The organism is Catenuloplanes nepalensis, from assembly GCF_030811575.1.
GTDB lineage: Bacteria > Actinomycetota > Actinomycetes > Mycobacteriales > Micromonosporaceae > Catenuloplanes > Catenuloplanes nepalensis.
Window position 1 is genome coordinate 6037103 of sequence record NZ_JAUSRA010000001.1, and the last position, 21786, is coordinate 6058888.

Below are 21786 nucleotides of genomic sequence, written 5' to 3' on the forward strand. Positions count from 1 at the left end.
TCAGCCCTTCTGTGCGCGGCGCAGTCCGTGGTACCAGCCCAGGATCGCGGTCTCGGCCAGCCGGAACAGGCCGGAGAGCACGACGCCGAGCAGGCCGAGCAGGATGATGCCGGTCCACATCTCCGGGATCGCGAAGCTGCGCTGGAATTCGACGATCGTGTAGCCGAGGCCGGAGCTGGCGGCGAACATCTCGCTGATCACCATGAGGATGATCGCGAGGGAGAGCGCCTGGCGGGCGCCGGCGACGATCTGCGGGCTCGCGGCCGGCAGCGTCAGCCGCCACAGCCGGGCCGGGCCGGTGAGCCCGTAGGCGCGGGCGGTCTCGGTGAGCACGCCGTCGACCGCGCGCACGCCCTCGACCGTGTTGAGCAGGATCGGCCAGACGCAGCCGGACACGATGACCAGGATCTTCATGCCGTCACCGATGCCCGCGAACAGCATGATCACGGGTACGAGCACCGGCGGCGGGACCGCGCGCAGGAACTCCAGCACCGGTTCGACCGTGGCGCGCACCCGGGGCCGGCTACCGATCAGCACGCCGAGCCCGACGCCGAGCAGCAGCGCCAGCGCGAAGCCGGCCAGCAGCCGCAGCAGGCTGGGGAGCACGTCGGCCCGGAGACGGTCGAGCGTCCAGACATCAAAGAAAACAGCCACGATCGACTGCAACGGGGGTACGTAGAAGTCCGTGCTGCCCGCGGTCGCCACCCACCACGCCACCACCAGCACGATCGGCAGCCCCAGCCAGTAGACGATCCTCATACCGCCGCCTCCCCGCGGACCGACTGGTGCCAGCGCAGCGCGTGCCGTTCGACCGCGCGGGCGCCCACGTTGATCGCGACGCCGAGCAGGCCGGTGACCACGATCAGCGCGTACAGGTCCGGGATCGCGCCGGAGCTCTGCGCGACCGCGATGCGCGCGCCGAGCCCGGGTGCGCCGATGCCCAGCTCACCGGTGACGCACAGGATCAGCGCGACCGCGGCGGCGAGGCGCAGGCCGGTCATCACGTACGGCAGGGCGGTCGGCCAGAGCACGTGCCGGATCCGGGCCGCGCGGCCGAGCCCGTAGGCGCGCGCGGTCTCGTCCGCGACCGGGTCGACGTCGCGCACGCCGTAGAGCACCTGGACCAGCATCTGCCAGAACGCGGCGTAGACGACCAGGACCAGCTTGGACTGCAGGCTGGCGCCGTAGAGCACCACGACCAGCGGGATCAGCGCCACGGACGGGATCGGCCGGAGGAACTCGATGGTGGACGCGGTCAGCTCGCGCAGCACCGGCACCGCGCCGATCAGCAGGCCGAGCACGACGCCGGCGACGGCCGCGATCAGCAGGCCGAGCACCCAGCCGGACAGCGTGTCGCGCAGCGCGGCCCAGAATCCGGCGTCGGCCAGCTCGCCGCCGAGCGCGACCGCGATCTCGGCGGCCGGTGGGAGGTAGCGCGACGGGACCAGGCCGGCGCGCGGGATCACCTCCAGGAGCAGCACGAACCCGCCGAGGCCGGCGAGGCCCAGGAGGGGTTTCACGGCAGCAGCTTGCCCAGGTCCGGTGCGGCGTCGCCGAAGATGCCGTCGGTGGTGCCGAGCGCGGCCAGCGTCGCGAGCGAGGCCCGGTTCACCTCGGTCGGCCACTTCGGCAGGATCAGTGCGGTCCGCACCTCCTCGCTGATCTTCGTGTAGCTGCTGAGCACGGCACGCACCTCGTCCGGGTGGGCGTCCGCGTACGCCAGCGACTCGTTGATCGCCTCGGTGAAGTTCTTCACCAGCTCGGGCTCGTCGGCGATCAGCTTCGTCCCGGCGAAGTAGGCCGCGATCGTCAGGTTCGGCGCGGTGTCGGTGAAGTTGGACGCGATCACCGTGCCGCCCGCGGCCTTGACCGCGGAGAGCTGCGGCTCGACCACCCAGGCCGCGTCGACCTGACCGCTCTCCAGCGCGGCCGGCATGTCCGGGAAGCCGATCTCGACGAACTCGATGCCGGCCGGGTCGCCGCCGGCCTTGCGCACCGACTCGCGGACCGTGGTGTCACCGATGTTCTTCAGCGTGTTGACCGCGACCTTCCGCCCGGCCAGCCCGGCCGCGCTGGTGATCGGGCTGTCCTTCGCGACCGCGACGCCGCCGAAGTCCTTGCCGGGCACGCCGGTGGACGCGGCGCCGTTCGCCACGATCCGCACCGGCACGTTCTTCGTCTGCGCGATCATCAGTGAGGTGATGTTGCTGAAGCCGAACTGGAAGTCGCCGCTGAGCACGCCGGGCACGATCGCGGCGCCGCCCTGGGCGGTGACCAGCTCCAGGTCGATGCCGCGGGACGAGAAGAAGCCCTTCTCCTTGCCGAGGTAGATCGGGGCCACGTCGACGATCGGGATCACGCCGACCGTGACCTTGCTGGGGCCGGAGGCGTCGGTGCCCGGCTCCTCCGGCGAGGAGCCGCCGCACGCGGAGACGGCGGCGAGCACCGCGGCGCTGAGCGCGACGGCGAGGTAGCGGCGCATATGGATCTCCCGGGTGGGGGTTTTGCCCGATATAAACCTGTGCGCTATCCGAACAGACGTTCTCATGAAGAACGTAAGGCGTGACGTGGACCACGTCAATCCCGTACGTCGATATTCTTACCGCCCGGTCCTCGTTGACGCTGCCCCGGGGCCGGGGTTACGTTCGTCAGACGAACTGTTGTGCGCAAGACGCACACCTGCGGACCCGGGAGCGCCATGGGGGACATCACCACGCTGGCCGAGGCGGTCGCCCGGCTCGTCCACGACGGGGACACGGTGGCGCTGGAGGGCTTCACCCACCTGATCCCGGTCGCGGCCGGCCACGAGATCATCCGGCAGGGCCGCCGCGACCTGACGCTGGTCCGGATGACGCCGGACATCGTCTACGACCAGCTGATCGGCGCCGGCTGCGCGCGCAAGCTGGTCTTCTCCTGGGCCGGCAACCCGGGCGTCGGCTCGCTGCACCGGTTCCGGGACGCGGCACAGCACGGCTGGCCGGTCCCGCTGGAGATCGAGGAGCACAGCCACGCCGGCATGGCGAACCGCTACGCGGCCGGTGCCGCCGGGCTGCCGTTCGCGGTGCTGCGCGGCTACACCGGCACCGACCTGCCCGGGCGGACTGCCACGATCGCGCCGATCACCTGCCCGTTCACCGGCGAGGTGCTGACCGCGGTGCCGGCGCTGAACCCGGACGTGGCGATCGTGCACGCGCAGCGCGCGGACCGGGACGGCAACGTGCAGATCTGGGGCATCACCGGCGTGCACAAGGAGGTCGTGCTGGCCGCCCGGACCTCGCTCGTCACGGTCGAGGAGGTCGTCGACGAGCTGGAGCCGCGGCCGGGCGCGATCGTGCTGCCCGGGTGGGCGATCACCTGCGTGGCCGAGGTGCCCGGTGGAGCCAGGCCGTCCTATGCGATGGGCTACTACGAGCGGGACAACGCGTACTACCGGGAATGGGACGCGATCTCCCGGGACCGGGAGGCGTTCACTGCCTGGCTGGAGGAGGTCCGATGACCCACTCACCCGGCGAGATGATGACGGTGGCGGCCGCCCGCGCGCTGAAGGACGGCGACCGCTGCTTCGTCGGCATCGGCAAGCCCAGCACGGCCGCGAACCTCGCTCGGCGTACCCATGCGCCCGGTCTTGTCCTGGTTTATGAATCCGGCACGATCGGCGCGAAGCCGGACCGGCTGCCGCTCTCCATCGGCGACGGCGTGCTGGCCGAGACCGCGGACGCGGTGGTGTCGGTGCCGGAGATCTTCAACTACTGGCTGCAACCCGGCCGGATCGACGTGGGCTTCCTCGGCGCCGCACAGCTCGACCGGTTCGCCAACATCAACACCACCGTCATCGGCGACGACTACGCGAACCCGAAGGTGCGGCTGCCCGGCGCGGGTGGCGCACCGGAGATCGCGGCGTCGTGCCGCGAGGTCATCGTGATCGTGACGCACAGCCGGCGCACGTTCGTGCCGGCGGTGGACTTCGTGACGTCGCTCGGCTTCGGCAGCGGGCCGGGCGACCGGGAGCGGCACGGGCTGCGCGGCCGCGGCCCGCAGCTGGTCGTCACGGACCTCGGCATCCTGGCGCCGGACCCGGAGACGTGCGAGCTCACGCTCACCCACCTGCACCCCGGCGTCACGCTCGACCAGGCGCGCTCCGCCACCGGCTGGGACCTGCGCGTCTCCCCCGGGCTGAGGACGACCGAGGCGCCGACGGAGACCGAGCTGAGCGTGCTGCGCGCACTCGAGGGCCAGGAGGGCTGACATGCTTCCGAACTACCGGCGCGACGACGGTACGACGCATCCGCCGCTGCTCTCGCCCGGTTACAAGTCGACCGTGCCGCGGGCGCCGCGCGAGCAGTTCGTGCTGCTCCCGCACTCGCTCACCGAGGTCACCGGGCCGCTGCTCGGCGAGGGGCGAGTGACCGCGGCCGACGCCGACCTCACGCTCGCGCCCGGCGGCGAGGCACAGGGCCAGCGGATCGTCGTGCACGGGCAGGTGCGGGACGCGGGCGGCCGGCCGATCCCGCACACGCTGGTCGAGGTGTGGCAGTCGAACGCGGCCGGGCGCTACCAGCATCGATGGGACCAGCATCATGCGCCGCTCGACCCGCACTTCACCGGGGTCGGCCGTTGCCTGACCGATGCCGACGGACATTACCGATTCGTCACCGTGAAGCCGGGGGCGTATCCGTGGGGCAACCACCCGAACGCGTGGCGGCCAGCCCACATCCACTTCTCGCTGCTCGGGCGCGCGTTCACGCAGCGCCTGGTGACGCAGATGTACTTCCCGGACGACCCGCTCTTCGCGTACGACCCGATCTTCAATTCGGTCCGGGACGAGCGGGCGCGGGCGCGGTTGATCGCCAAGTTCGACCTGTCCGCGACCGTGGAGGCGTGGGCGCTCGGCTTCCGGTTCGACATCGTGCTGGCCGGCGAGGACGGGACACCGACGGAGGACCCGCATGACGACTGAGCCGGACTTCGGTTTCGACGGGCTGACGCCGTCCCAGACCGTCGGGCCGTACCTGTCGATCGGTCTGCCCTGGCCGGACGGCCACGAGGTGGTCGAGGCCGGCGCACCGGGCGCGATCAAGATCTTCGGGAAGGTGTACGACGGCACCGGCGCCGAGGTACCGGACGCGCTGATCGAGACGTGGCAGGCGGACCCGGCCGGCGGCTTCGCCCACCCGGACGACCCGCGCGGCCCGTCGGACAGTGGCTTCCGCGGATTCGGCCGGTGTCCCACCGACGACACCGGCGACTGGGCGATACTCACGCTGAAGCCCGGCATCGTGCCGGACCGCGACGGACGCCCGCAGGCGCCGCACATCGACGTCTCGGTCCTCGCCCGCGGCCTGCTGCACCGCGTGGTGACCCGCATCTACTTCGCCGACGAGGCGACGGCGAACGCGTCCGACCCGGTGCTGGCGACCGTGCCGGAGGCACGCCGCTCCACGCTGATCGCGACACCGGACCGCGACGGCTACCGCTTCGACATCCGGCTGCAGGGGGATGATGAGACCGTCTTCTTCGCGCTCTGACCAGGATCCCGGCGGCGCGGCTGGGATCGGGCTGTTCGACGGGGTGCTGTCGGCCGGGCCGGTGCACGAGGCCGTCAGCGACGCCGCGTGGCTGCGGGCGATGCTCGACGCCGAAGCCGCGCTGGCCCGCGCCCAGGCGCGGATCGGCCTGATCCCCCCGGAGGCCGCCGAGGCGATCACGAACGCCTGTCACGCGTCCCGTTTCGATCCGGCCGCGCTGGCACGCGACGCGGTCTCCTCCGGAAACCCCGTGGTGCCGCTGGTACGAGCTCTGCGCGCCCAACTGCCCCCGGACGTGGCCCGGTTCGCCCACGCGGGCGCGACCAGCCAGGACATCATCGACTCCGCCGCGATGCTGATCGCGCACCGCGCCACCGGCCCGCTGCGCGCCGACCTCGCCTCCGCCGCGGACCGCGCCGCCACCCTCGCCGCCGCCCACCGCGACACCCCGGTCGCCGGCCGCACGCTGCTGCAACAGGCGCTGCCCACCACGTTCGGCCTGGTCGCGGCCGGCTGGATGACCGCGCTGGACGCCGCCGGCGCCCGCCTGGCCCGCGTCCGCCACGGCGCGCTCGCGGCCCAGCTCGGCGGCGCCGCCGGCACGCTGGCCGCCATCGACGACCTGGCCACCCACCGTCCGGGACCGGCCGGGCCGGAACTCATCGGCGTCTTCGCCGGCGAGCTGGGGCTGAACGAGCCGATCCTGCCCTGGCACACCGACCGCGGCCGGATCGCGGAGCTGGCCGGCGTGCTCGCGCACGCGGCCGGTACCGCCGCGAAGATCGCCCGCGACGTCATCCTGATGGCGCAGACCGAGGTCGGCGAGGTGCGCGAGGGCGGCGGCCGCGGCGGCTCGTCGGCCATGCCGCACAAGGCCAACCCGATCGCCGCGATCTCCGCCGCCGCGTCCGCGGCCCGCGCTCCCGGGCTGGCCGCCACGCTCTACGCGGCCATGCCGCACGAACACCAGCGCGCCGCCGGCCCCTGGCACGCGGAGTGGCTGCCGCTCACCGACCTGCTGCGCGCCACCGGTTCCGCCGCACACTGGCTGCGCGACTGCCTCGGCACCCTGGAGATCGACACGGCGCGGATGCGCACCAACCTCGACCTGACCGGCGGCGCGCTGCTGGCCGAGCGGGTCGCGGGCGCGCTGGCCGGCACGATCGGCAAGGACGCCGCCCACGACCTGGTCGCGGACGTGACCCGGGCCGGTCACCCACTCGCCGGCGACCCACGGATCACCGCCCACCTGGACCACGCCACCGTGACCGCGCTCCTCGACCCGGCCGGCTACCTCGGCAGCGCGGGCGCGCTGGTCGACCGCGCCCTGTCCGCGCACCCCAAGGGAGACGCATGAGCACCGTCGAACTGCATCATGTGGTGGACGGGCCGGTGGACGCGCCGGCGCTGCTGCTGCTGAACTCGCTGGGCAGCGATCTGAGCATGTGGGATCCGCAGATGCCCGCGTTGAGCCGCCGGTTCCGGGTGATCCGCTGTGACACCCGGGGGCACGGTCGCTCACCCGTACCCGCGGGGGATCATGCCCTTGACGATCTCGGGCGGGACGCGCTCGCGCTGCTGGATCGGCTCGGGGTCGCGTCCGCGCACGTGGTGGGACTCTCGCTCGGCGGGATGACCGCGATGTGGCTGGCCGCGCACGCCCCGGAGCGCGTCGGCCGCCTCGTGCTCTGCTGCACGTCCGCGCGGCTCGGGCCGCCGGAGGGCTGGGCCGAGCGGGCACGGACGGTCCGGGCGCGGGGAACGCGGGCGGTCTCGGACGCGGTGGCCGGCCGCTGGCTCACCGCCGGTTTCGCCGAGCGCCACCCGGACCTGGTCGAGAAGCTGAAAGACATGATCCACAAAACCCCGCCCGAGGGGTACGCCGGCGCCTGCGCGGTCGTCCAGCACATGGATCAGCGGTCGGACCTCGGCTCGATCGTCGCGCCCACGCTGGTGATCGCCGGACGGGACGATCCGGCCACGCCACCGCCGCACGGGCAGCTCATCGCGGACGGCATTCCCGGCGCGCGCATGGTGGTGCTGCCCGAGGCCGCACACCTGGCCAACGTCGAACGCGCGGACGCGGTCACCGCGCTGATCCTGGACCACCTGGAGGACCGCACGGCCGGGAACGCCGGCATGATCGTGCGCCGGCAGGTGCTCGGCGACGAGCACGTGGACCGCGCGGTGGCCGGCACCACGCCGCTGACCGCGCCGTTCCAGGAGTTCATCACGCGGTACGCGTGGGGCGGCGTCTGGTCCCGGGACACGCTCGACCGCCGCAGCCGCAGCCTGATCACGCTCGCGGTGCTGACCGCGCTGCACTGCCACGACGAGCTTGCCATGCACGTGCGCGCGGCCCGCCGCAACGGCCTGACCGCCGAGGAGATCGGCGAGGTGCTGCTGCACACCGCGGTCTACGCCGGCGTCCCGGCCGCCAACGCGGCACTCGCCATCGCGCAGCGCACGCTCGCCGAGGACGCACCGCGCACGCCGGCCGAACCCGCATCCCACGCGGCGGCCGAGGACCCGCGACGTACGCCGACCGACGACGCGCAACGCGCTCCGTCCGAGGACCCGCGGCGCGCTCCGTCCGAGGACCCGCGGCGCGCGGCGGCCGAGGGCGGGTCACGCCGGGCCGCGGCCGGAGAAGGGTAAGGTAGCTCGCCGTGACGGAAAGCGCTCGGGAGGGACACTTCGTCCAGTCGCTGGAACGCGGGCTGGCGGTCATCCGGGCGTTCGACGCCGGCCATCCAGAGCTGACGCTCAGTGAGGTGGCGCGGATCTGCGACCTGACCCGGGCGGCCGCGCGCCGGTTCCTGCTGACGCTGACGGATCTCGGCTACGTGCAGACGGACGGCCGGCTGTTCCGGCTGAGCCCACGCGTGCTGGAGCTGGGCTATGCCTACCTGTCCAGCATCTCGCTGCCCGAGGTGGCCGAGCCGCACCTGGAACGCCTGGTGGCGGAGGTGCGCGAGTCGTCGTCGGTCTCCGTGCTGGACGGCGACGACGTGGTCTACGTGGCTCGCGTGCCGACCAGCCGGATCATGACGGTCTCGATCAACGTGGGGACGCGGTTCCCGGCCTACGTGACGTCGATGGGCCGGGTGCTGCTGGCCGCGGTGCCGCAGCCCGTGCTCGACGACTACCTGGACCGGATCGAGCTGCGAAAGCTGACGCCGCGGACCACCACGGGCGAGCCGGCGCTGCGCGCGGAGCTGGCCCGGGTGCGCGCCCAGGGCTACGCGATCGTTGACCAGGAACTGGAGGAGGGCCTGCGCTCGATGGCGGTCCCGGTCCGGGACCGCAACGGCGGCGTGGTCGCGGCCGTGAACGTCTCCGTGCACGCCAGCCGCACCTCCGTCGACTCGCTGCGCCGCGACCTGCTCCCACCCCTGCTCGCCGCCGCCGCCCGGATCGAGGCCGACCTCCGCGTCGCCGGCTCCTCCCCCGCCCTCCGCGCCGTCTGACCCGCCCTCCAGCCCGGTCGGCTCGCTGCCAGGGTCTGCGGCCTGTACACACAGACCGTCTTTCGTCGGCTTCGGCGCGGTCTCTTCTGGGCTTGGAGCCCGTTATCAGGGTTTACGACCCGAGATATCGAGCGCCCTATATTTCCAGTATCGAGGGTTCCGGGCGTTGTGGTTGCGTTCAGGGCGCCTCCGGCGGGCCTCGGGCGCCGGGGGAAGGGGCGACGGTTCCAGCCGCTTGGGGTTCGTCGGCCCCGCTGTTGTTTCGTGGGCGGCATGGTCTGGGTGTCGTGAGCCTGGCTGTGGTCTGCGCGGCGCGCACGAAGAAAGATCAAAGCCGCACCGCGGGACTGCCAGGCGCCGGAGGTTTGCGCGGTGCGCACGAAGAAAGATCAAAAGCCACTCCGCCGGGACAGCCATGCACCGGCGGTCTGCGCGGTGCGCGATCAGAAAGTCAAAGACGAGCCGCTGGGCGACAATGCCGGCTCCGGACATGTTCGTGTCCTGCCGCCTCTACGGTTATAGAGCCTGGGAAGCCGAGGCAAGGAGGCTTACTGAGCCTTCGGCGTCAGGGTGACCGGCGCTGGCGGCAGCGAACCGCTATAGCGTGAAATTTCGGACGCGCAGCGCCCGGACGGCCAGCCCCGCTCGAACCTCGACTCTGAAAGCTCAATATTCAGCGGGACTGAGCCGACGCCGCGTCGCCGCAGGCCGGCGCTGCCGCCGCAGGCCGGCGCTGAATAACCCTCAAGGGGGTGCGAAGATCAGCCATTCGCGACGCCGCCCTGTCCCTGAAGATCGGGCGCAGAGGTCAGCGAGTCGGCAGACCTCAGCGCCAGCTCCGCACTGGCCTTTTGTTCGGAAAATTTCGGGCGCAGCGCACGTCTTCTGCGGTGAATCGAACCCGGTTTGATCATGCGAAGTCACTAGTGATACGTGAAGCACCGTATCGAGCCGGTGGATTCAATCGGTCGTCGCAATGCAACGTTTATGCAGCTAGAGGTGCCGATAGTAGCTGATTGAGGGCTTCGGCGGGTGTGCGCATGTTGAGGGTTTCGCGGGGGCGGCCATTGAGTTCGGCGGCGACGTCGTCGAGGTGCTGTCTGGTGTGGACGGACAGGTCGGTGCCCTTGGGGAAGTATTGGCGGAGCAGGCCGTTGGTGTTCTCGTTGCTGCCGCGCTGCCAGGGCGAGTGCGGGTCGCAGAAGTAGACATCGATGCCGGTGGCGATGGTGAAGTCGGCGTGGCGGGTCATCTCGACGCCTTGATCCCAGGTCAGTGACTTGGTCAGGTGAGCGGGCAGTGTCGTGATGGTGGCGATGAGGGCGTCGCGGACGGCCTCGGCGTCCCGGCCGTCGGGCAGGTGGACGAGCATGCAGTAGCGGGTGGAGCGTTCGACCAGAGTCCCGATCGCGGAGCCGCCGTCCTCACCGATGATCAGGTCGCCTTCCCAGTGGCCGGGCACGGCCCGGTCGGCGGCCTCAGCGGGCCGCTCACGGATGTTGATCATTGCGGGGATCCGGCCGCGTTTCTCCTGCTGTCGTGACCTGACCCTGGGCTTGCGCAGAGCCCTGCCGGTCCGCAGGCACGCGGTCAGCTCCTTGCGCAGCCCACCCCGGGACTGGACGAACAGCGACTGGTAGATCGTCTCGTGAGACACCCTCATCGATTCATCGTCCGGGAAACGCCGGGGCAGCCACAACGCGATCTGCCGCGGTGACCACTTCAGCTTCAGCTTCCCCTGCACCACCCGCCGCAACCGCGGGCAGTCCGCGAGCTTCACGGGCTTCGGCCGGCGGCGGCGATCACGCGCCTTCTCGTCCGCACGGCCGGCCCGATAACCCACCCGCACGGTCGAATTCCGGGCCAGTTCCCGCCCGATCGTCGACGGCTCCCGCCCCAGCGCCACCGCGATCGACCGCCGCGACTCACCCCGATCACGCCGCAGCATGATCTCCTCGCGTTCCTCGAACGACAGATACCGGCCTGACCCGGCCCCAGCCCCGTTGTTGATCACCCCGCCAGCATCCTGGAACCAGCGCATACCCGTCCACCGCGAGACTCCCGCAGCCGTCGACGCCTCCTCGGTAGACAAACCAGCCCGAATCCCCTCCCAAAACCGCACCCGAACCACATAAGGAACACCCGGCTTCGCCATCAAAACCCCTGCTCAGAGGGCATTGCAACGACCAATTGACCACAAGGCCCTCATACGGTGCTTCACGTATCACTAATCAGAATCCGCGCAGATGGCTGGGCGACTTAGCACGACATTTCGGTCGCAAAATTTTCGAGTCCTGCGTTATTCCCGGATATTGGCGTCGATCTTCCATCATGTGGAAGATCGACCGAACTTCGGGAACGATCTTCCGCATTGCGGACACTCTGCACGCCAGAGAGACAGCCGGAGGCGACGCGGGGATGAGGTTCAGGATCCCTGTCGAAATCTTCGTTGATCTTCTGGTCAGCACTGAAGCGGCCGCCCGCTCAACGTGCGGGGAGGAGCGCCAGCGACGACCGGTGCCGGCGGAGCACTCGGAGAGCGACCACGCCGGAAGCGGGAAATCGCTCTGATGCTCGCCGCGAAGCGCCGCTAGGGTGCCTCGAGCAGGAGGCTGATTCCCTGGCCGACGCCGATGCACATGGTGGCCAGCGCGCGGTGGGCGTCGCGGCGGGAGAGTTCGAGCGCGGCGGTCAGCGCGAGGCGGGCGCCGCTCATGCCGAGCGGGTGGCCGAGCGCGATCGCGCCGCCGTTCGGGTTGACGTGCGTGGCGTCGTCCGGGAGGCCCAGTTCGCGGAGCACGGCGAGCGCCTGCGCGGCGAACGCCTCGTTCAGCTCTATCAGGTCCAGGTCGGCCACGCCCAGCCCGGCGCGGCCGAGCAGCTTGCGGGTGGCGGGAACAGGACCGATACCCATGATCCGCGGGGGTACGCCGGCGGTGGCCGCGCCGGTGATCCGGGCCAGCGGCGTGAGACCGTGCTGTTCCACCGCGGCGCCGCTCGCGATCAGCAGCGCGGCCGCGCCGTCGTTGACGCCCGCGGCGTTGCCGGCCGTGACCGTGCCGCCGGCCCGGAACGGCGTGGGCAGCTTCGCCAGCCGCTCCGCGCTGGTCTCCCGCGGGTGCTCGTCCGCCTCCACCACGATCGGCTCGGCGCGCCTGACCGGCACCGGGACCGGGACGATCTCCTCCGCGAGCCGGCCGCTCGCCTGCGCGGCCGCGGCCCGCTGCTGGGAGCGCAGCGCGAACGCGTCCTGGTCCTCGCGGGTGACCCGGTAGTCCTCCGCGACGTTCTCCGCGGTGCCGCCCATCGAGTCGATGCCGTATTGCTTCTCCATCAGCGGGTTGACCAGCCGCCAGCCGAGCGTGGTGTCCGCGATCTCCGCGCTCCGGCCGAACGGCGTCTCCGCCTTGGGCAGCACGAACGGCGCCCGGCTCATGCTCTCCACGCCGCCGGCCACGAGCAGGTCGGCCTCGCCGGACCGGATCGCGCGGGCCGCGTAGGCGACCGCGTCCAGGCCGGAGCCGCAGAGCCGGTTGATCGTGGTGCCGGGCACCTCGACCGGGAGCCCGGCCAGCAGTGCGCCCATCCGGGCCACGTTGCGGTTGTCCTCGCCGGCCTGGTTGGCGCAGCCGAACACCACGTCGTCGATCTCGTCCGGCGCCGATATGGAAAGGCGCCGCAGCAGCTCACGGATGACGTGGGCGGCCAGGTCGTCGGGCCGGACCGGGGCGAGCGCCCCGGCGTAGCGCCCGATCGGGGTTCGCACGCCGCCGACGATGTACGCCTCCGTCATGATCCGGCCTCCCAGCTGTTCGCCATCCGCACATCAGTGCGTCCAGCGTACCCACTAGAGGGCCAGCGTGGCACGGGTCAGCGTGGCGAGCCTCTCCACCCGGTCGACGCCGGTCTGGTAGCCGGCGTTGCCGTGCGACAGCACCACCAGCGTCAGGTCCGCGGAGGCGCCGGTGATCCGGCCGACGCTGTTGGCGATCCAGGTGCCGTCCTCGGTGTCCCGGCTCAGCCAGCCGTTCTTCAGCGCGACCCGCTCGCCCGGCGCCGCCGCCGCACCGACACCCCAGTCCTGGTCCGGGTCGATCGAGGTCATCAGATCCTCCGCGACCTGCCGGGAGTACGCACTGAACGCGCCGTCCGGCATCAGCAGCGCGCTGACCAGGCGAGCCTGGTCGTCCGGCGTGGTCCGGGTCAGCCCCCAGCTCTCGTCCGGCACGGTGTCGGTCAGCCCCAGCCGCGCGGTCGCGGCACCCAGCCCGGCAACCGCGCCGATCTCGGCGTAGAGCGTGCTGGCCGCGTCGTTGTCGCTGACCCCGATCATCCGCGTGGCCAGCCGGGTCTCCGTCGCGGTCAGCTCCCGGTCCTGGTCCTGCGCGAGCAGCAGCACCGCGGCCAGGATGCCGACCTTCGCCACGCTGGCCGACTCGAACGCGACGTCGCCGAGGTGGCCGAACGTGAAGCCGGTGCTGTTGTCGATCACCGCGACGCCCGCATCCTCCGCCGCCAGCGCCGCGGTCAGCGCCGCCGCCCGCACGTCCCACGCTCGCCGCGCCTCCGCCCGCGGATCGGCCTGCGCCACGACCTCGGCCTCGGCTGCGGGAGTCCCATCGCCGGGCGGCGCCGGAAGGCTGAGCACCGATCCCGTGACGACGGCCACGACGGCCGCCGTGAGCAGGGCTGACGGGAAGGGAATCCGTGGCATGGCGAGCACGCTGCCAGCGCCGGCTCGAAGCCGTCTCACCGCGAGCACCTCATGATCTGAATAGACGCTCAATAATGGGTATGGGTCACGTGAAGCGATGGAGAGGAAGCGCGACGTGTCGAAGCCGGCGAAGGCCATCGTCATCGGAGCCGGCATCGCCGGCCTCTGCGCGGCCCGTGCGCTCGCCGCACGCTTCGCGGAGGTGACCGTGCTCGACCGGGACCGCCTCCCGGACGAGCCCTCGATCCGCCGGGGCACCCCGCAGTCCGCGCACGCGCACGGCCTGCTCATCGCCGGCCGGCGCGCGCTGGAGGAGCTGTTCCCCGGGCTGGGCGACGAGCTGATCGCGGCGGGCGCGGTCCCGCTCGACTCGGCCGGCGACATGCTGATCCACCGCGAGGGGCGGTTCTGGCCGCGTTTCCCGGTCGGGCTGGACATCCTCTCGGTCAGCCGCCCGCTGCTGGAGTTCTCGCTCCGGCGGCGCGTGCTCGCGCTGCCCGGCGTCTCCGTGCGCGACCAGACCGCGGTCGCCGGCCTGCTGCCCGCGGCCGCCGGTGCGGGCGGGGTCCGGCTCGACACCGGCGAGCAGTTGCCCGCGGAGCTGGTGGTGGACTGCTCGGGCCGCGGCACGCGCTCCGACCGCTGGCTCGCGGAGCTGGGCGGCTACCCGGCGCCGGTCCGCGAGGAGGTCTCGATCGACACGGAGTACGCCACACGCGTCTACCCGCGCTCCCCCGGCGACTTCGGCGGCGCCAAGGCGGTGCTGATCTCCCCGCTCGCGCCGGAGGAGAAGGTGGCCGGCATCGCCTGGCCGCTGGAGGGCGACCGGTGGATCATTTCCGTCGCTGGCGTGCACAACTCCCTCGGTTCCTATGAGGACAGCATCGGGAAGCTGCCGGTCTCGCTGCTCGCCGATTTCATCGCCCGGTCGGAGCCGCTGTCCGGCACGACCTCGTACAAATATCCGGCGAGCCGGCGCCGCCGTTTCGACAAACTGCGAAAACCGCCTTCGGGGTACGTGGCCGCGGGCGACGCGTTCTGCAGCTTCAACCCGGTCTACGGCCAGGGCATGGCGTGCGCGGCGCTGCACGCGCTCGCGCTCGGCAGGCTGCTCGACCGGCGTCCGGAGGCGACGTCCGGGTTCGCCCGCGAGTTCTACGCGGAGATCGCACGGATCACCGCGGCGCCGTGGCAGTTCGCGACCGGCGCCGACCTGGCCTACCCGGAGACCGTCGGCCGTCGGCCGCGCACGGGCGCGCTGACCCGGCCGTACCTCGAACGGCTCACGCTGGCCTCGATCACGGTGCCGGAGGTGCGCCGCGTCTGGCTGGAGGTGCAGCACCTGCTGCGCCCGCCGACCGATCTGGTGCGGCCCGGCGTGGTGCTGCGGGTGCTGCGCGGCGGGAGGTGACCCCCGCCGCGCACGCTGGAGCCTGTATCGATGTGCGGGTCGGATCGAGGCGCGGTCCAGGTGTCGTCTGGATGCGCCACGCGGACGCCCTCATACCGGTGTTGCATGTGGGCGTTTGCGGCGTGCGCCAGGTGGCGCCCGGGCCTCGCCGCAGCCCGTCCTCGCATCGATACAGGCTCAGTTACACTCGCCGGCTTCCTTGCGCTTGGCGATGGCGGCGTCGGCACCGCCCGCGTACTCCACCAGCGTGCTGCCCGGGTCGAACCGCCACCCGGTCCCGGCCAGGCGGGACGTGCCGTGCTCGCTGATCCCGTCGCGCCGCCAGCCGACGTCCACGGTCGTGTCGTCGACCGGCGTGACGCGCTCCAGCTCGAAGACGGCCTTCTTGAGCGCCGGGCAGGCCTCGTTGGTCTTCACGTAGACGTCCTTGGCGATCTCGTCCTTGGCCGCGTCCGTCCACGCGTCCCAGGCCTTGGCCCAGTCGCCCGCGTTGACGGCGGCGAACTGGGCGTTGACCACCTCGAGCGCGTCCGCCACGTTCGCGCTCTTGGGCACCGCGGCGGCCGTGCCCGGCACCGCGGGCACGGCGGCGGGCGATCCCGGTGCGGTGCCGCAGGCCGCCAGGGCGATCGTGGCCGCTCCCACCAGCAGGACGCTGGTCCAGCGCATGAGTATCCTCCGTCTGACTGCGCGCCGCGGCACGGTTTGCCGCCGCGCTGGGGATGCCCTTGTCGCCCGGCTCGACCCCGGCAGCGTAGCCGACCTTATGCACTCTCGTCGATGCTCCTCATTCGTACCCGCAAAGGTGGAAATTTCGTTTTATTCTGGGGTGATGAGGGTTCGGGAGCGGCACGCGGTGGTGATCGTGGCCCTGCTCGCCCTCACAGCCTGCGGCGGCGCGCTCGCGGCCTGCGGCGGCTCGCCCACACCCGGCCCGACCGCCTCCCCGGCCCCGCCGCCGTGCACGCCGGACACCGGCACCGTCGACTGGGACGAGCCGACCTCCACGCCGTCGCTGCTGCACGTGGTCGCCCGCTACCGCGACGACGCCCGCACCACCTGGCGCGACCTGCTCGACCGCCCGTACACGCCCGAGGTCACCGGCGACGGCACCGACCGTTCCTGGGTCCCCACCCTCGCGCGATCCCTCGGCGAGCTGCACAACCTGAGTCTCGGCCCGGACACGTCGCCGCGCGACGAACTCACCCAGCTGCACACCATGCTGGAGAACTCCACCCAGCGCGGCTGGGTCCTCGGCTACTCCGGCACCACGCTCGTCGAGGCCGGCTTCCGCGTCACCTGCGGCACCGGCGACCCCACCCCGATCACCGGCACGCTCACCACCTGGAACACCATCGACTCCGGCTTCCTCTCCTGCGACGACACCACCTCTCGCGACGAGCCGGCCACCTACCCCGACGCCTGGAACTACTGCCCCGCCGACTGACCCAAGCCGGATCGCGACTTTCCTTCCTTTTGCCGCATCCGGCGTGGTTGCGGTCCGCATGCTCCCGCGGCCGGCCGGTGCCGCAATGCCACTCAGCCTGTTCGATCTTGAAGTAGGTGCGGTACGGCCGCACTCCTCTAGCCAGCAGGAATACTGTCAATTCGATCCAGGTTCCGAGTCAGCTTTGCTGTCGGTGCGCGAATCGGCACGGCCTCCGGGCGCCGCGACACCGTCGGCGGCGGGCGGAGCCGCGCCCCTCCGATGCGCCCGGACGTGTTGTGCCCGAAATTTCCTGAAAAAGCAGCCGAGCGCCTGCCTGGCGACGCCACGAATTCTTCAACGGCCTGGCGCCAGGCGCCTGAGTGATCAATCAGTGGAGCAAAAGAGCGATCAACTTCGACTTTTGATCTATCTTTTGCTCCACTGATTGATCACTCAGGTCGCGGGCGGGTAGTCCGCGCCGGAGGGTCCGATCTCGCGATATTTCGGCGCGGAGCGCCTGGTTGCCGCGCGCGGGCTGGGTGGGCCCGCGCTCCCCGATCCGAAGGGATGAGCAACGGAGTCCGACCGAGGAGGATGGGCAACAGAGGTGGACCGGCGGTGTCGCACGGACGCCGGCGAGATGCTTGCGAAAGACGCAGGTCGGACTCCACGATCAACTTGACCCAGGTGGCATTTGGGCACCGGTCGGCCGCAGGCGGCCTCCCCGCACGTTCCGCGGCTGGTCACCGGAACCCCGACGGTCCCACCCCTGGCGGGTGGCCGGTGGTAGCGGGCAGTCGGTGGTCCGAGACCGGCAGCGAACCGGACAACACCAGGCCGCGGCGATCTGGGGTGACCGGCGGACCGGAGCGGGGCACAGGCGGACCGGAGCGGGGCGCCGCCGGGAGCGGGGCGCCGCCGGGAGCGGGGCGCCGCCGGGAGCGGGGCGCCGCCGGGAGCGGGGCGCCGCCGGGAGCGGGGCGCCGCCGGGAGCGGGGCGCCGCCGGGAGCGGGGCGCCGCCAGGAGCGGGGCGCCGCCGGAGCCGGAGGGTGCCCGCGGGAGCTTGCGGGCCGCACCACGTCGGCAGCGAAATGTCGATGTGGAAGCTTCGACAGGTCAGCTGCCCGGGACCGGGAAGGCGGCCGGGCTGCGGAGGCCGGTGGTGGGGTCGAGGGCGCGGATGCCGAAGAAGACGTTGTCCTTGGAGAGGCGGACGGTGGCGGTGGTGGCGGCGCCGACCGGGATGGCGTGGGTCCAGTCGGGGTCGGTGGTCTCGCGCCAGAGGACCTCGTAGGCGGGGGCGCCGGGCTGCCAGCGGAGCGTGGTGTCGTTGGTGAGGTCGGACGTGACGATGGTGGCGCCCTTCGGGGTGCCGGGCGCCCGAGCCAGCGACCAGAGCACGGCGCCGTTGACCCGCGCGACGCGCGCGATGTAGGGGAAGTCGCAGAACTCGGGCAGGTCGCCGTACTGCACGCCGTCGACCACCCGGACGTCCTGGTGCTGGTGGGCGAAGTCCTCGCGCGGCTCGGTGAAGCGAGCCGCGGGGTAACCCTGCTGCAGGAACGGGATCTGGTCGCCGCCGCGCAGGTAGCGATCGCGGCGGTAGACGACCCGGATGTCCATGCCGGTGGCCGCGTTCGCGCCGGTGGCGGACGCGAAACGGGCGAGCTGGCGGGCCGGTGAGTCGTTCTCGCCGCCGACGGACTGGCGGGTGGCGGCCTGCGCGGGCGTCTCCGAGCTCGGCACGCCCTCGGCGAAGAGCCGCACGGTGTGCGCGCCGCCCGGCTCGTTCGGCGCACCGACGATGTCGTCGGTGAACATGCCCTGCACGTCGGCGGCGGCCGCCTTGAACTGCGCGGCCATGTGGGCGGCGCCGTAGAGGCCCTGCTCCTCGCCGGCCACGGCCGCGAAGACGATCGTGGCCCTGAACCGGCGGGTGGCGAAGACCCGGGCCAGCTCCATCGCGACCGCGACGCCGGACGCGTCGTCGTCGGCGCCGGGCGCGTCCGCGGTCGCGTTCATGACGTCGGTGACGCGCGAGTCGTAGTGGCCGGAGACGACGTAGACGCGGTCCGGCTCGTCGTCGCCGCGCAGCGTGGCCAGCACGTTCGTGATGACCGTGGGCGCCGGGATCCGGTTGGCCGGCTGTTGCGTGTAGGACTGTTTTTGCACGGTCATCCGGCCGCCGGAGGCCGCGGCGTAACGGCTGAGCTCCTCGAAGATCCAGTCGCGGGCCGCGCCGATGCCACGGGCCGGGTCGTCCTGGACGGAGAGCGTGTGCCGGGTGCCGAACGAGGCGAGCTTGCGCACGATCGCCTCGATCCGGGCCGGCGACACCTCACGCAGCGCGCGCCGCAGCTCCGCGCCCGGCGGCTGTGTCGTGACCGGCCGGCCGGGTCCGGTCACGACCGGGGCCGCGGAGGCGGCAGCGGGGAGGGCGACCACCGGGGCGGCCGCGGCGGCGGTCAGTACGGCGCGGCGGCCGACACCGCCGGAATCGATGCCCATGCCGCGCATCCTATCGAGCCCAGCCGATATTCGTCAGCCCGGCCGACAGGCGGCCAGGCCGGCAGGCCGCCGCCCGGCCAACAGATCGACCGGCTGACAGACCGCCCGGCCAGCCGACAGACCGCCCGGCCAGCAAACCGCCCGGCCAGCAACCGCCCGGCCGACACACCGCCCGGCCAGCAAACCGCCCGGCCAGCAAACCGCCCGGCCGACACACCGCCCGGCCGACACACCGCCCGGCCGACACACCGCCCGACCGACACACCGGTCGGTCGACACACCGGTCGGTCGGCACACCGGCCGGCAGGCAGACCGGCCGACAGGCCGCACGGGCCCGCTCAGAGCTTGGCCGCCTCCGGAATGATCCGGTCGCGGAAGGTCGCGAGCGTCGCCGGGTCGGCCAGGTTCTTCACGCCGCCGTGCGCGACCGAGAAGCCCAACGCGCGCAGCCCGGCCAACTCCTCCAGGACCTGGTCGACACGCGCGCCGTCCGTGACCGTGCCGTACCGGTAGACGACGGTCTTCTCGATCTCGTCGTAGTCGCGGCCGACCTCCGCGCAGTGCTGCTTGAGCACCTCGAGCTTGTGCGCGATGTCCGGCCCGGCGAACAGGTTGCAGGAGTCCGCGTACTTCGCGACGAACCGTAGCGTCTTCTTCTCGCCGCTGCCGCCGATCAGGATCGGCACCCGTGGGCTGACCGGGCGCGGGTTGTTGAGCGTGCGCCCCAGCGTGTAGTGCTTGCCGGCGTGCGCGCCCTCCGGCCCGTCGAACATCTGCCGGCAGATGACGAGCGCCTCCTCCAGCCGCTCGAAGCGCTCCTTCATCGGCGGGAAGAACAGGCCGAGGCCGCGCGACTCGTCCTCGTTCCAGGCGGCGCCGATGCCGAGCATGGCGCGGCCCTGGGAGAGCACGTCGAGCGTGGTGACGATCTTGGCGAGCAGGCCGGGCTCGCGGTAGACCACGCCGGTGACCAGCGTCAGCAGCTTGACCCGGCTGGTGTGCGCGGCCAGGAAGCCGAGCGTGGTGTAGGCCTCCAGCATCTCGTGCTCAGGCGGCCCGTGCACCGCGATCTGCCAGACGTGATCCATGACGCTGACCCGGTCGAACCCGGCCTCGTCGGCGTCCCGGGCGATCCGGGCGAGTGCCGGCGCGAGCTGATCCGCGCTGAGACCCCAGGTGAAGTCGGAGATGTGCAGGCCGAGTTTCACAACGGCATCCGTTCCGTCGAGCAGATTATCGGTCTGCCCACACTACGTCCGGCGCCACCACCGACGCCGCCGAAACCTCGGGCACGTCTCCGGGCCACAGACGGCACAGTCCGACCCACGGCGGAAGTGCTCGTGGGCGTTTCTCGGATGCCCGCAGACGCAAGGCTTGACCTGCACAGGAGCACTGTAACCACCCTCCTCGCAACTCCATCGCAACCCGCCGATCACGCTCAGTAGTTCTGAGAAGTTGTGACCCAGAACACGATCTAACCCAAAGTAATCACGGAAAGTCCGATTTGTCGGCCCGACGGACCGGCCTCCGAAACGCACGCCAGCACCCCCTCTCCGCCCCGCCGAGCGCATTCCCAGCACCTGTAAAGCGTGACGGCCCCGGACGCAACCGACATCACATGACCCCTGGTGAGAGCCGCATCAGGCACCCCGGTCACGCACGGTCCCGGGTGCCGCTCCCGGCGGGAGTTGACTCTTCGTGACCGGCGGCTAGTTTCTAGACGCGCGCCGCTCTCCCCCGGCCGGCGCCGTTGTCGTTGAGAGGACCCGCATGTCACCCTCGGTGAACTCCGACGCCGTCTCCCCGGTAACCGTGGTCATCCCCTGCCACACCGAGCTCCGCTGGACCTCACTGCTGCACGCGGTCGAGTCCGCCAAGGCCCAGGACCCGGCGCCGGCCGAGATCGTGGTGGTGGTCGACCACAACGCCGCGCTCTACGACAAGGTCCGGCACGAGTTGGACGGTGTGACCGTGCTGGCCAACCGATTCCGCCGGGGCGCGGCCGGTGCCCGCAACACCGGCGCGTTCCACGCGATCACCCCGCTGGTCGCGTTCCTCGACGACGACGTGCGTGCGCACCACGGCTGGCTGGCCGGCCTGCTCGCGCCGTTCGCGGACCCGGCCGTGGTCGGCACCGGCGGCGCGGTCCTGCCCGCTTGGAGCGGCCGCCGCCCCGCGTGGTTCCCGGACGAGTTCCTCTGGACCGTCGGCGCCAGCCACCCCGGCATGCCCGCCGCGCCCGCGCCGGAGGTCTGGTGCGCCGGCATGGCCGTGCGCCGCGACACGTTCCTGACCGTGGGCGGCTTCCGGGAGTTCTACGGCCGGGTCACCGACCGGGTCCGCGCCCGCGACGCCGAGCTGTGCCGGCGGATGAGCGAGGCCGGCGGCGTCTGGCTGTTCGTGCCGGACTCGCGCGTCCACCACCCGGTCGGGCCGGAACGGATGACGTTCCGCCACTTCCTGGGCCGCTGCTTCCACGAGGGCCGGATCGTCGCCACGGCCGGCGGCGGGCCGATGCGGGCCGCGCTGCCCGGCGCGCTCTCCCGGCACCTGCGGTCGGCGCTGCGCGGCGGCGGCTCCGGTGCGCTGCGCCGGGCCGGTGCGGTCGCCGCGGGCGCCACCGCCGCCGCGGCCGGTGGCGTGCTGGAGCTGACCACGCGCCCGCCCACGCCCCAGCCGGTGCCGGTCCAGACCAAGAAGATCGCGGCGGGGGTACGGCGATGAGCCT

Annotated in this window: 21 protein-coding genes; 11 read left to right on the forward strand and 10 right to left on the reverse strand. The window is 72.0% G+C overall.

What is annotated here, in order from left to right:
- From J2S43_RS25805 to J2S43_RS25815, 3 genes are read right to left on the reverse strand one after another with little or no spacing between them, the layout of a single operon-like run.
- Positions 1-759: an ABC transporter permease gene (locus J2S43_RS25805; protein WP_306833452.1), complete on the reverse strand. Its 759-nt coding sequence runs from the start codon at positions 757-759 to the stop codon at positions 1-3.
- A complete protein-coding gene (locus tag J2S43_RS25810; RefSeq protein ID WP_306833454.1) occupies positions 756-1520 on the reverse strand; it encodes an ABC transporter permease in 765 nt (254 codons plus the stop codon). The genes J2S43_RS25805 and J2S43_RS25810 overlap by 4 nt, the downstream gene beginning before the upstream one ends.
- Positions 1517-2482 carry an ABC transporter substrate-binding protein gene (locus J2S43_RS25815; protein WP_306833456.1) on the reverse strand — a complete coding sequence of 322 codons (966 nt, stop codon included), beginning with the start codon at positions 2480-2482 and terminating at the stop codon, positions 1517-1519. Before J2S43_RS25815 ends, J2S43_RS25810 begins: the two co-directional genes overlap by 4 nt.
- Before the next feature lie 216 nt (positions 2483-2698).
- Here J2S43_RS25815 and J2S43_RS25820 point away from each other — a divergent pair, with 216 nt between their 5' ends.
- From J2S43_RS25820 to J2S43_RS25850, 7 genes are read left to right on the forward strand one after another with little or no spacing between them, the layout of a single operon-like run.
- Positions 2699-3496 carry a CoA transferase subunit A gene (locus tag J2S43_RS25820; RefSeq protein WP_306833457.1) on the forward strand — a complete coding sequence of 266 codons (798 nt, stop codon included), beginning with the start codon at positions 2699-2701 and terminating at the stop codon, positions 3494-3496.
- Positions 3493-4245: a CoA-transferase subunit beta gene (locus J2S43_RS25825; protein WP_306833459.1), complete on the forward strand. Its 753-nt coding sequence runs from the start codon at positions 3493-3495 to the stop codon at positions 4243-4245. Before J2S43_RS25820 ends, J2S43_RS25825 begins: the two co-directional genes overlap by 4 nt.
- Before the next feature lies 1 nt (position 4246).
- A complete protein-coding gene (pcaH, locus tag J2S43_RS25830; protein WP_306833461.1) occupies positions 4247-4957 on the forward strand; it encodes a protocatechuate 3,4-dioxygenase subunit beta in 711 nt (236 codons plus the stop codon).
- Positions 4947-5525: a protocatechuate 3,4-dioxygenase subunit alpha gene (pcaG, locus tag J2S43_RS25835; protein ID WP_306833463.1), complete on the forward strand. Its 579-nt coding sequence runs from the start codon at positions 4947-4949 to the stop codon at positions 5523-5525. The genes pcaH and pcaG overlap by 11 nt, the downstream gene beginning before the upstream one ends.
- Positions 5500-6882 (forward strand): 3-carboxy-cis,cis-muconate cycloisomerase, encoded by a 1383-nt coding sequence (gene pcaB, locus J2S43_RS25840; protein ID WP_306833465.1) that lies wholly within the window; start codon positions 5500-5502, stop codon positions 6880-6882. The genes pcaG and pcaB overlap by 26 nt, the downstream gene beginning before the upstream one ends.
- Complete coding sequence (gene pcaDC, locus J2S43_RS25845; protein ID WP_306833466.1) at positions 6879-8183, forward strand: bifunctional 3-oxoadipate enol-lactonase/4-carboxymuconolactone decarboxylase PcaDC; 1305 nt, start codon at positions 6879-6881, stop codon at positions 8181-8183. The genes pcaB and pcaDC overlap by 4 nt, the downstream gene beginning before the upstream one ends.
- Before the next feature lie 11 nt (positions 8184-8194).
- Complete coding sequence (locus J2S43_RS25850; RefSeq protein ID WP_306833468.1) at positions 8195-8995, forward strand: IclR family transcriptional regulator domain-containing protein; 801 nt, start codon at positions 8195-8197, stop codon at positions 8993-8995.
- 761 nt (positions 8996-9756) lie between these two features.
- Here the strand turns inward: J2S43_RS25850 and J2S43_RS25855 are convergent.
- Both J2S43_RS25855 and J2S43_RS25860 read right to left on the reverse strand, forming a co-directional pair.
- Complete coding sequence (locus J2S43_RS25855) at positions 9757-9909, reverse strand: hypothetical protein (protein ID WP_306833470.1); 153 nt, start codon at positions 9907-9909, stop codon at positions 9757-9759.
- 71 nt (positions 9910-9980) lie between these two features.
- The gene (locus J2S43_RS25860) at positions 9981-11150 is read right to left on the reverse strand and encodes an IS30 family transposase (protein WP_370881596.1); all 1170 of its coding nucleotides are present in this window, start codon (positions 11148-11150) and stop codon (positions 9981-9983) included.
- A gap of 176 nt (positions 11151-11326) precedes the next feature.
- Between J2S43_RS25860 and J2S43_RS25865 the strand changes: the two genes are divergently transcribed.
- Positions 11327-11566, forward strand: a complete 240-nt coding sequence (locus J2S43_RS25865) for a hypothetical protein (RefSeq protein ID WP_306833472.1) — start codon at positions 11327-11329, stop codon at positions 11564-11566.
- A gap of 19 nt (positions 11567-11585) precedes the next feature.
- Here J2S43_RS25865 and pcaF read toward each other — a convergent pair whose 3' ends face one another.
- On the reverse strand, positions 11586-12788 hold the full coding sequence (pcaF, locus tag J2S43_RS25870; RefSeq protein WP_306833474.1) for a 3-oxoadipyl-CoA thiolase: 1203 nt from the start codon (positions 12786-12788) through the stop codon (positions 11586-11588).
- 54 nt (positions 12789-12842) lie between these two features.
- The gene (locus J2S43_RS25875; RefSeq protein ID WP_306833476.1) at positions 12843-13709 is read right to left on the reverse strand and encodes a serine hydrolase; all 867 of its coding nucleotides are present in this window, start codon (positions 13707-13709) and stop codon (positions 12843-12845) included.
- Between the two features lie 97 nt (positions 13710-13806).
- On the opposite strand from J2S43_RS25875, the gene J2S43_RS25880 reads away from it, so the two are divergent.
- Positions 13807-15120, forward strand: coding sequence for an NAD(P)/FAD-dependent oxidoreductase (locus tag J2S43_RS25880; RefSeq protein WP_306833478.1), 1314 nt, complete (start codon positions 13807-13809; stop codon positions 15118-15120).
- A 177-nt stretch (positions 15121-15297) separates the two neighbouring features.
- Here J2S43_RS25880 and J2S43_RS25885 read toward each other — a convergent pair whose 3' ends face one another.
- Positions 15298-15789: a hypothetical protein gene (locus J2S43_RS25885; protein WP_306833480.1), complete on the reverse strand. Its 492-nt coding sequence runs from the start codon at positions 15787-15789 to the stop codon at positions 15298-15300.
- 163 nt (positions 15790-15952) lie between these two features.
- Between J2S43_RS25885 and J2S43_RS25890 the strand changes: the two genes are divergently transcribed.
- Complete coding sequence (locus tag J2S43_RS25890) at positions 15953-16567, forward strand: hypothetical protein (protein WP_306833482.1); 615 nt, start codon at positions 15953-15955, stop codon at positions 16565-16567.
- Between the two features lie 1099 nt (positions 16568-17666).
- On the opposite strand, the gene J2S43_RS25895 is transcribed toward J2S43_RS25890, so the two are convergent.
- Entirely contained in the window at positions 17667-19058 is a 1392-nt protein-coding gene (locus J2S43_RS25895) for a M20/M25/M40 family metallo-hydrolase (protein WP_306833484.1), read from the reverse strand.
- 338 nt (positions 19059-19396) lie between these two features.
- Complete coding sequence (locus J2S43_RS25900; protein ID WP_306833486.1) at positions 19397-20266, reverse strand: LLM class F420-dependent oxidoreductase; 870 nt, start codon at positions 20264-20266, stop codon at positions 19397-19399.
- A 562-nt stretch (positions 20267-20828) separates the two neighbouring features.
- Here J2S43_RS25900 and J2S43_RS25905 point away from each other — a divergent pair.
- Complete coding sequence (locus J2S43_RS25905; RefSeq protein ID WP_306833488.1) at positions 20829-21782, forward strand: glycosyltransferase family 2 protein; 954 nt, start codon at positions 20829-20831, stop codon at positions 21780-21782.
- The last annotated feature ends 4 nt before the right edge of the window (positions 21783-21786 follow it).

What these genes read in the sequence shown, in the direction of transcription:
- J2S43_RS25805 (WP_306833452.1), bottom strand. Translation starts at nt 759, where the DNA reads ATGAGGATCGTCTACTGGCTGGGGCTGCCGATCGTGCTGGTGGTGGCG.
- J2S43_RS25815 (WP_306833456.1), bottom strand. Translation starts at nt 2,482, where the DNA reads ATGCGCCGCTACCTCGCCGTCGCGCTCAGCGCCGCGGTGCTCGCCGCC.
- J2S43_RS25820 (WP_306833457.1), top strand. Translation starts at nt 2,699, where the DNA reads ATGGGGGACATCACCACGCTGGCCGAGGCGGTCGCCCGGCTCGTCCAC.
- J2S43_RS25825 (WP_306833459.1), top strand. Translation starts at nt 3,493, where the DNA reads ATGACCCACTCACCCGGCGAGATGATGACGGTGGCGGCCGCCCGCGCG.
- pcaH (WP_306833461.1), top strand. Translation starts at nt 4,247, where the DNA reads ATGCTTCCGAACTACCGGCGCGACGACGGTACGACGCATCCGCCGCTG.
- pcaG (WP_306833463.1), top strand. Translation starts at nt 4,947, where the DNA reads ATGACGACTGAGCCGGACTTCGGTTTCGACGGGCTGACGCCGTCCCAG.
- pcaB (WP_306833465.1), top strand. Translation starts at nt 5,500, where the DNA reads ATGAGACCGTCTTCTTCGCGCTCTGACCAGGATCCCGGCGGCGCGGCT.
- pcaDC (WP_306833466.1), top strand. Translation starts at nt 6,879, where the DNA reads ATGAGCACCGTCGAACTGCATCATGTGGTGGACGGGCCGGTGGACGCG.
- J2S43_RS25855 (WP_306833470.1), bottom strand. Translation starts at nt 9,909, where the DNA reads ATGATCAAACCGGGTTCGATTCACCGCAGAAGACGTGCGCTGCGCCCG.
- J2S43_RS25860 (WP_370881596.1), bottom strand. Translation starts at nt 11,150, where the DNA reads ATGGCGAAGCCGGGTGTTCCTTATGTGGTTCGGGTGCGGTTTTGGGAG.
- J2S43_RS25865 (WP_306833472.1), top strand. Translation starts at nt 11,327, where the DNA reads ATGTGGAAGATCGACCGAACTTCGGGAACGATCTTCCGCATTGCGGAC.
- pcaF (WP_306833474.1), bottom strand. Translation starts at nt 12,788, where the DNA reads ATGACGGAGGCGTACATCGTCGGCGGCGTGCGAACCCCGATCGGGCGC.
- J2S43_RS25875 (WP_306833476.1), bottom strand. Translation starts at nt 13,709, where the DNA reads ATGCCACGGATTCCCTTCCCGTCAGCCCTGCTCACGGCGGCCGTCGTG.
- J2S43_RS25880 (WP_306833478.1), top strand. Translation starts at nt 13,807, where the DNA reads ATGGAGAGGAAGCGCGACGTGTCGAAGCCGGCGAAGGCCATCGTCATC.
- J2S43_RS25885 (WP_306833480.1), bottom strand. Translation starts at nt 15,789, where the DNA reads ATGCGCTGGACCAGCGTCCTGCTGGTGGGAGCGGCCACGATCGCCCTG.
- J2S43_RS25890 (WP_306833482.1), top strand. Translation starts at nt 15,953, where the DNA reads ATGAGGGTTCGGGAGCGGCACGCGGTGGTGATCGTGGCCCTGCTCGCC.
- J2S43_RS25895 (WP_306833484.1), bottom strand. Translation starts at nt 19,058, where the DNA reads ATGGGCATCGATTCCGGCGGTGTCGGCCGCCGCGCCGTACTGACCGCC.
- J2S43_RS25905 (WP_306833488.1), top strand. Translation starts at nt 20,829, where the DNA reads ATGTCACCCTCGGTGAACTCCGACGCCGTCTCCCCGGTAACCGTGGTC.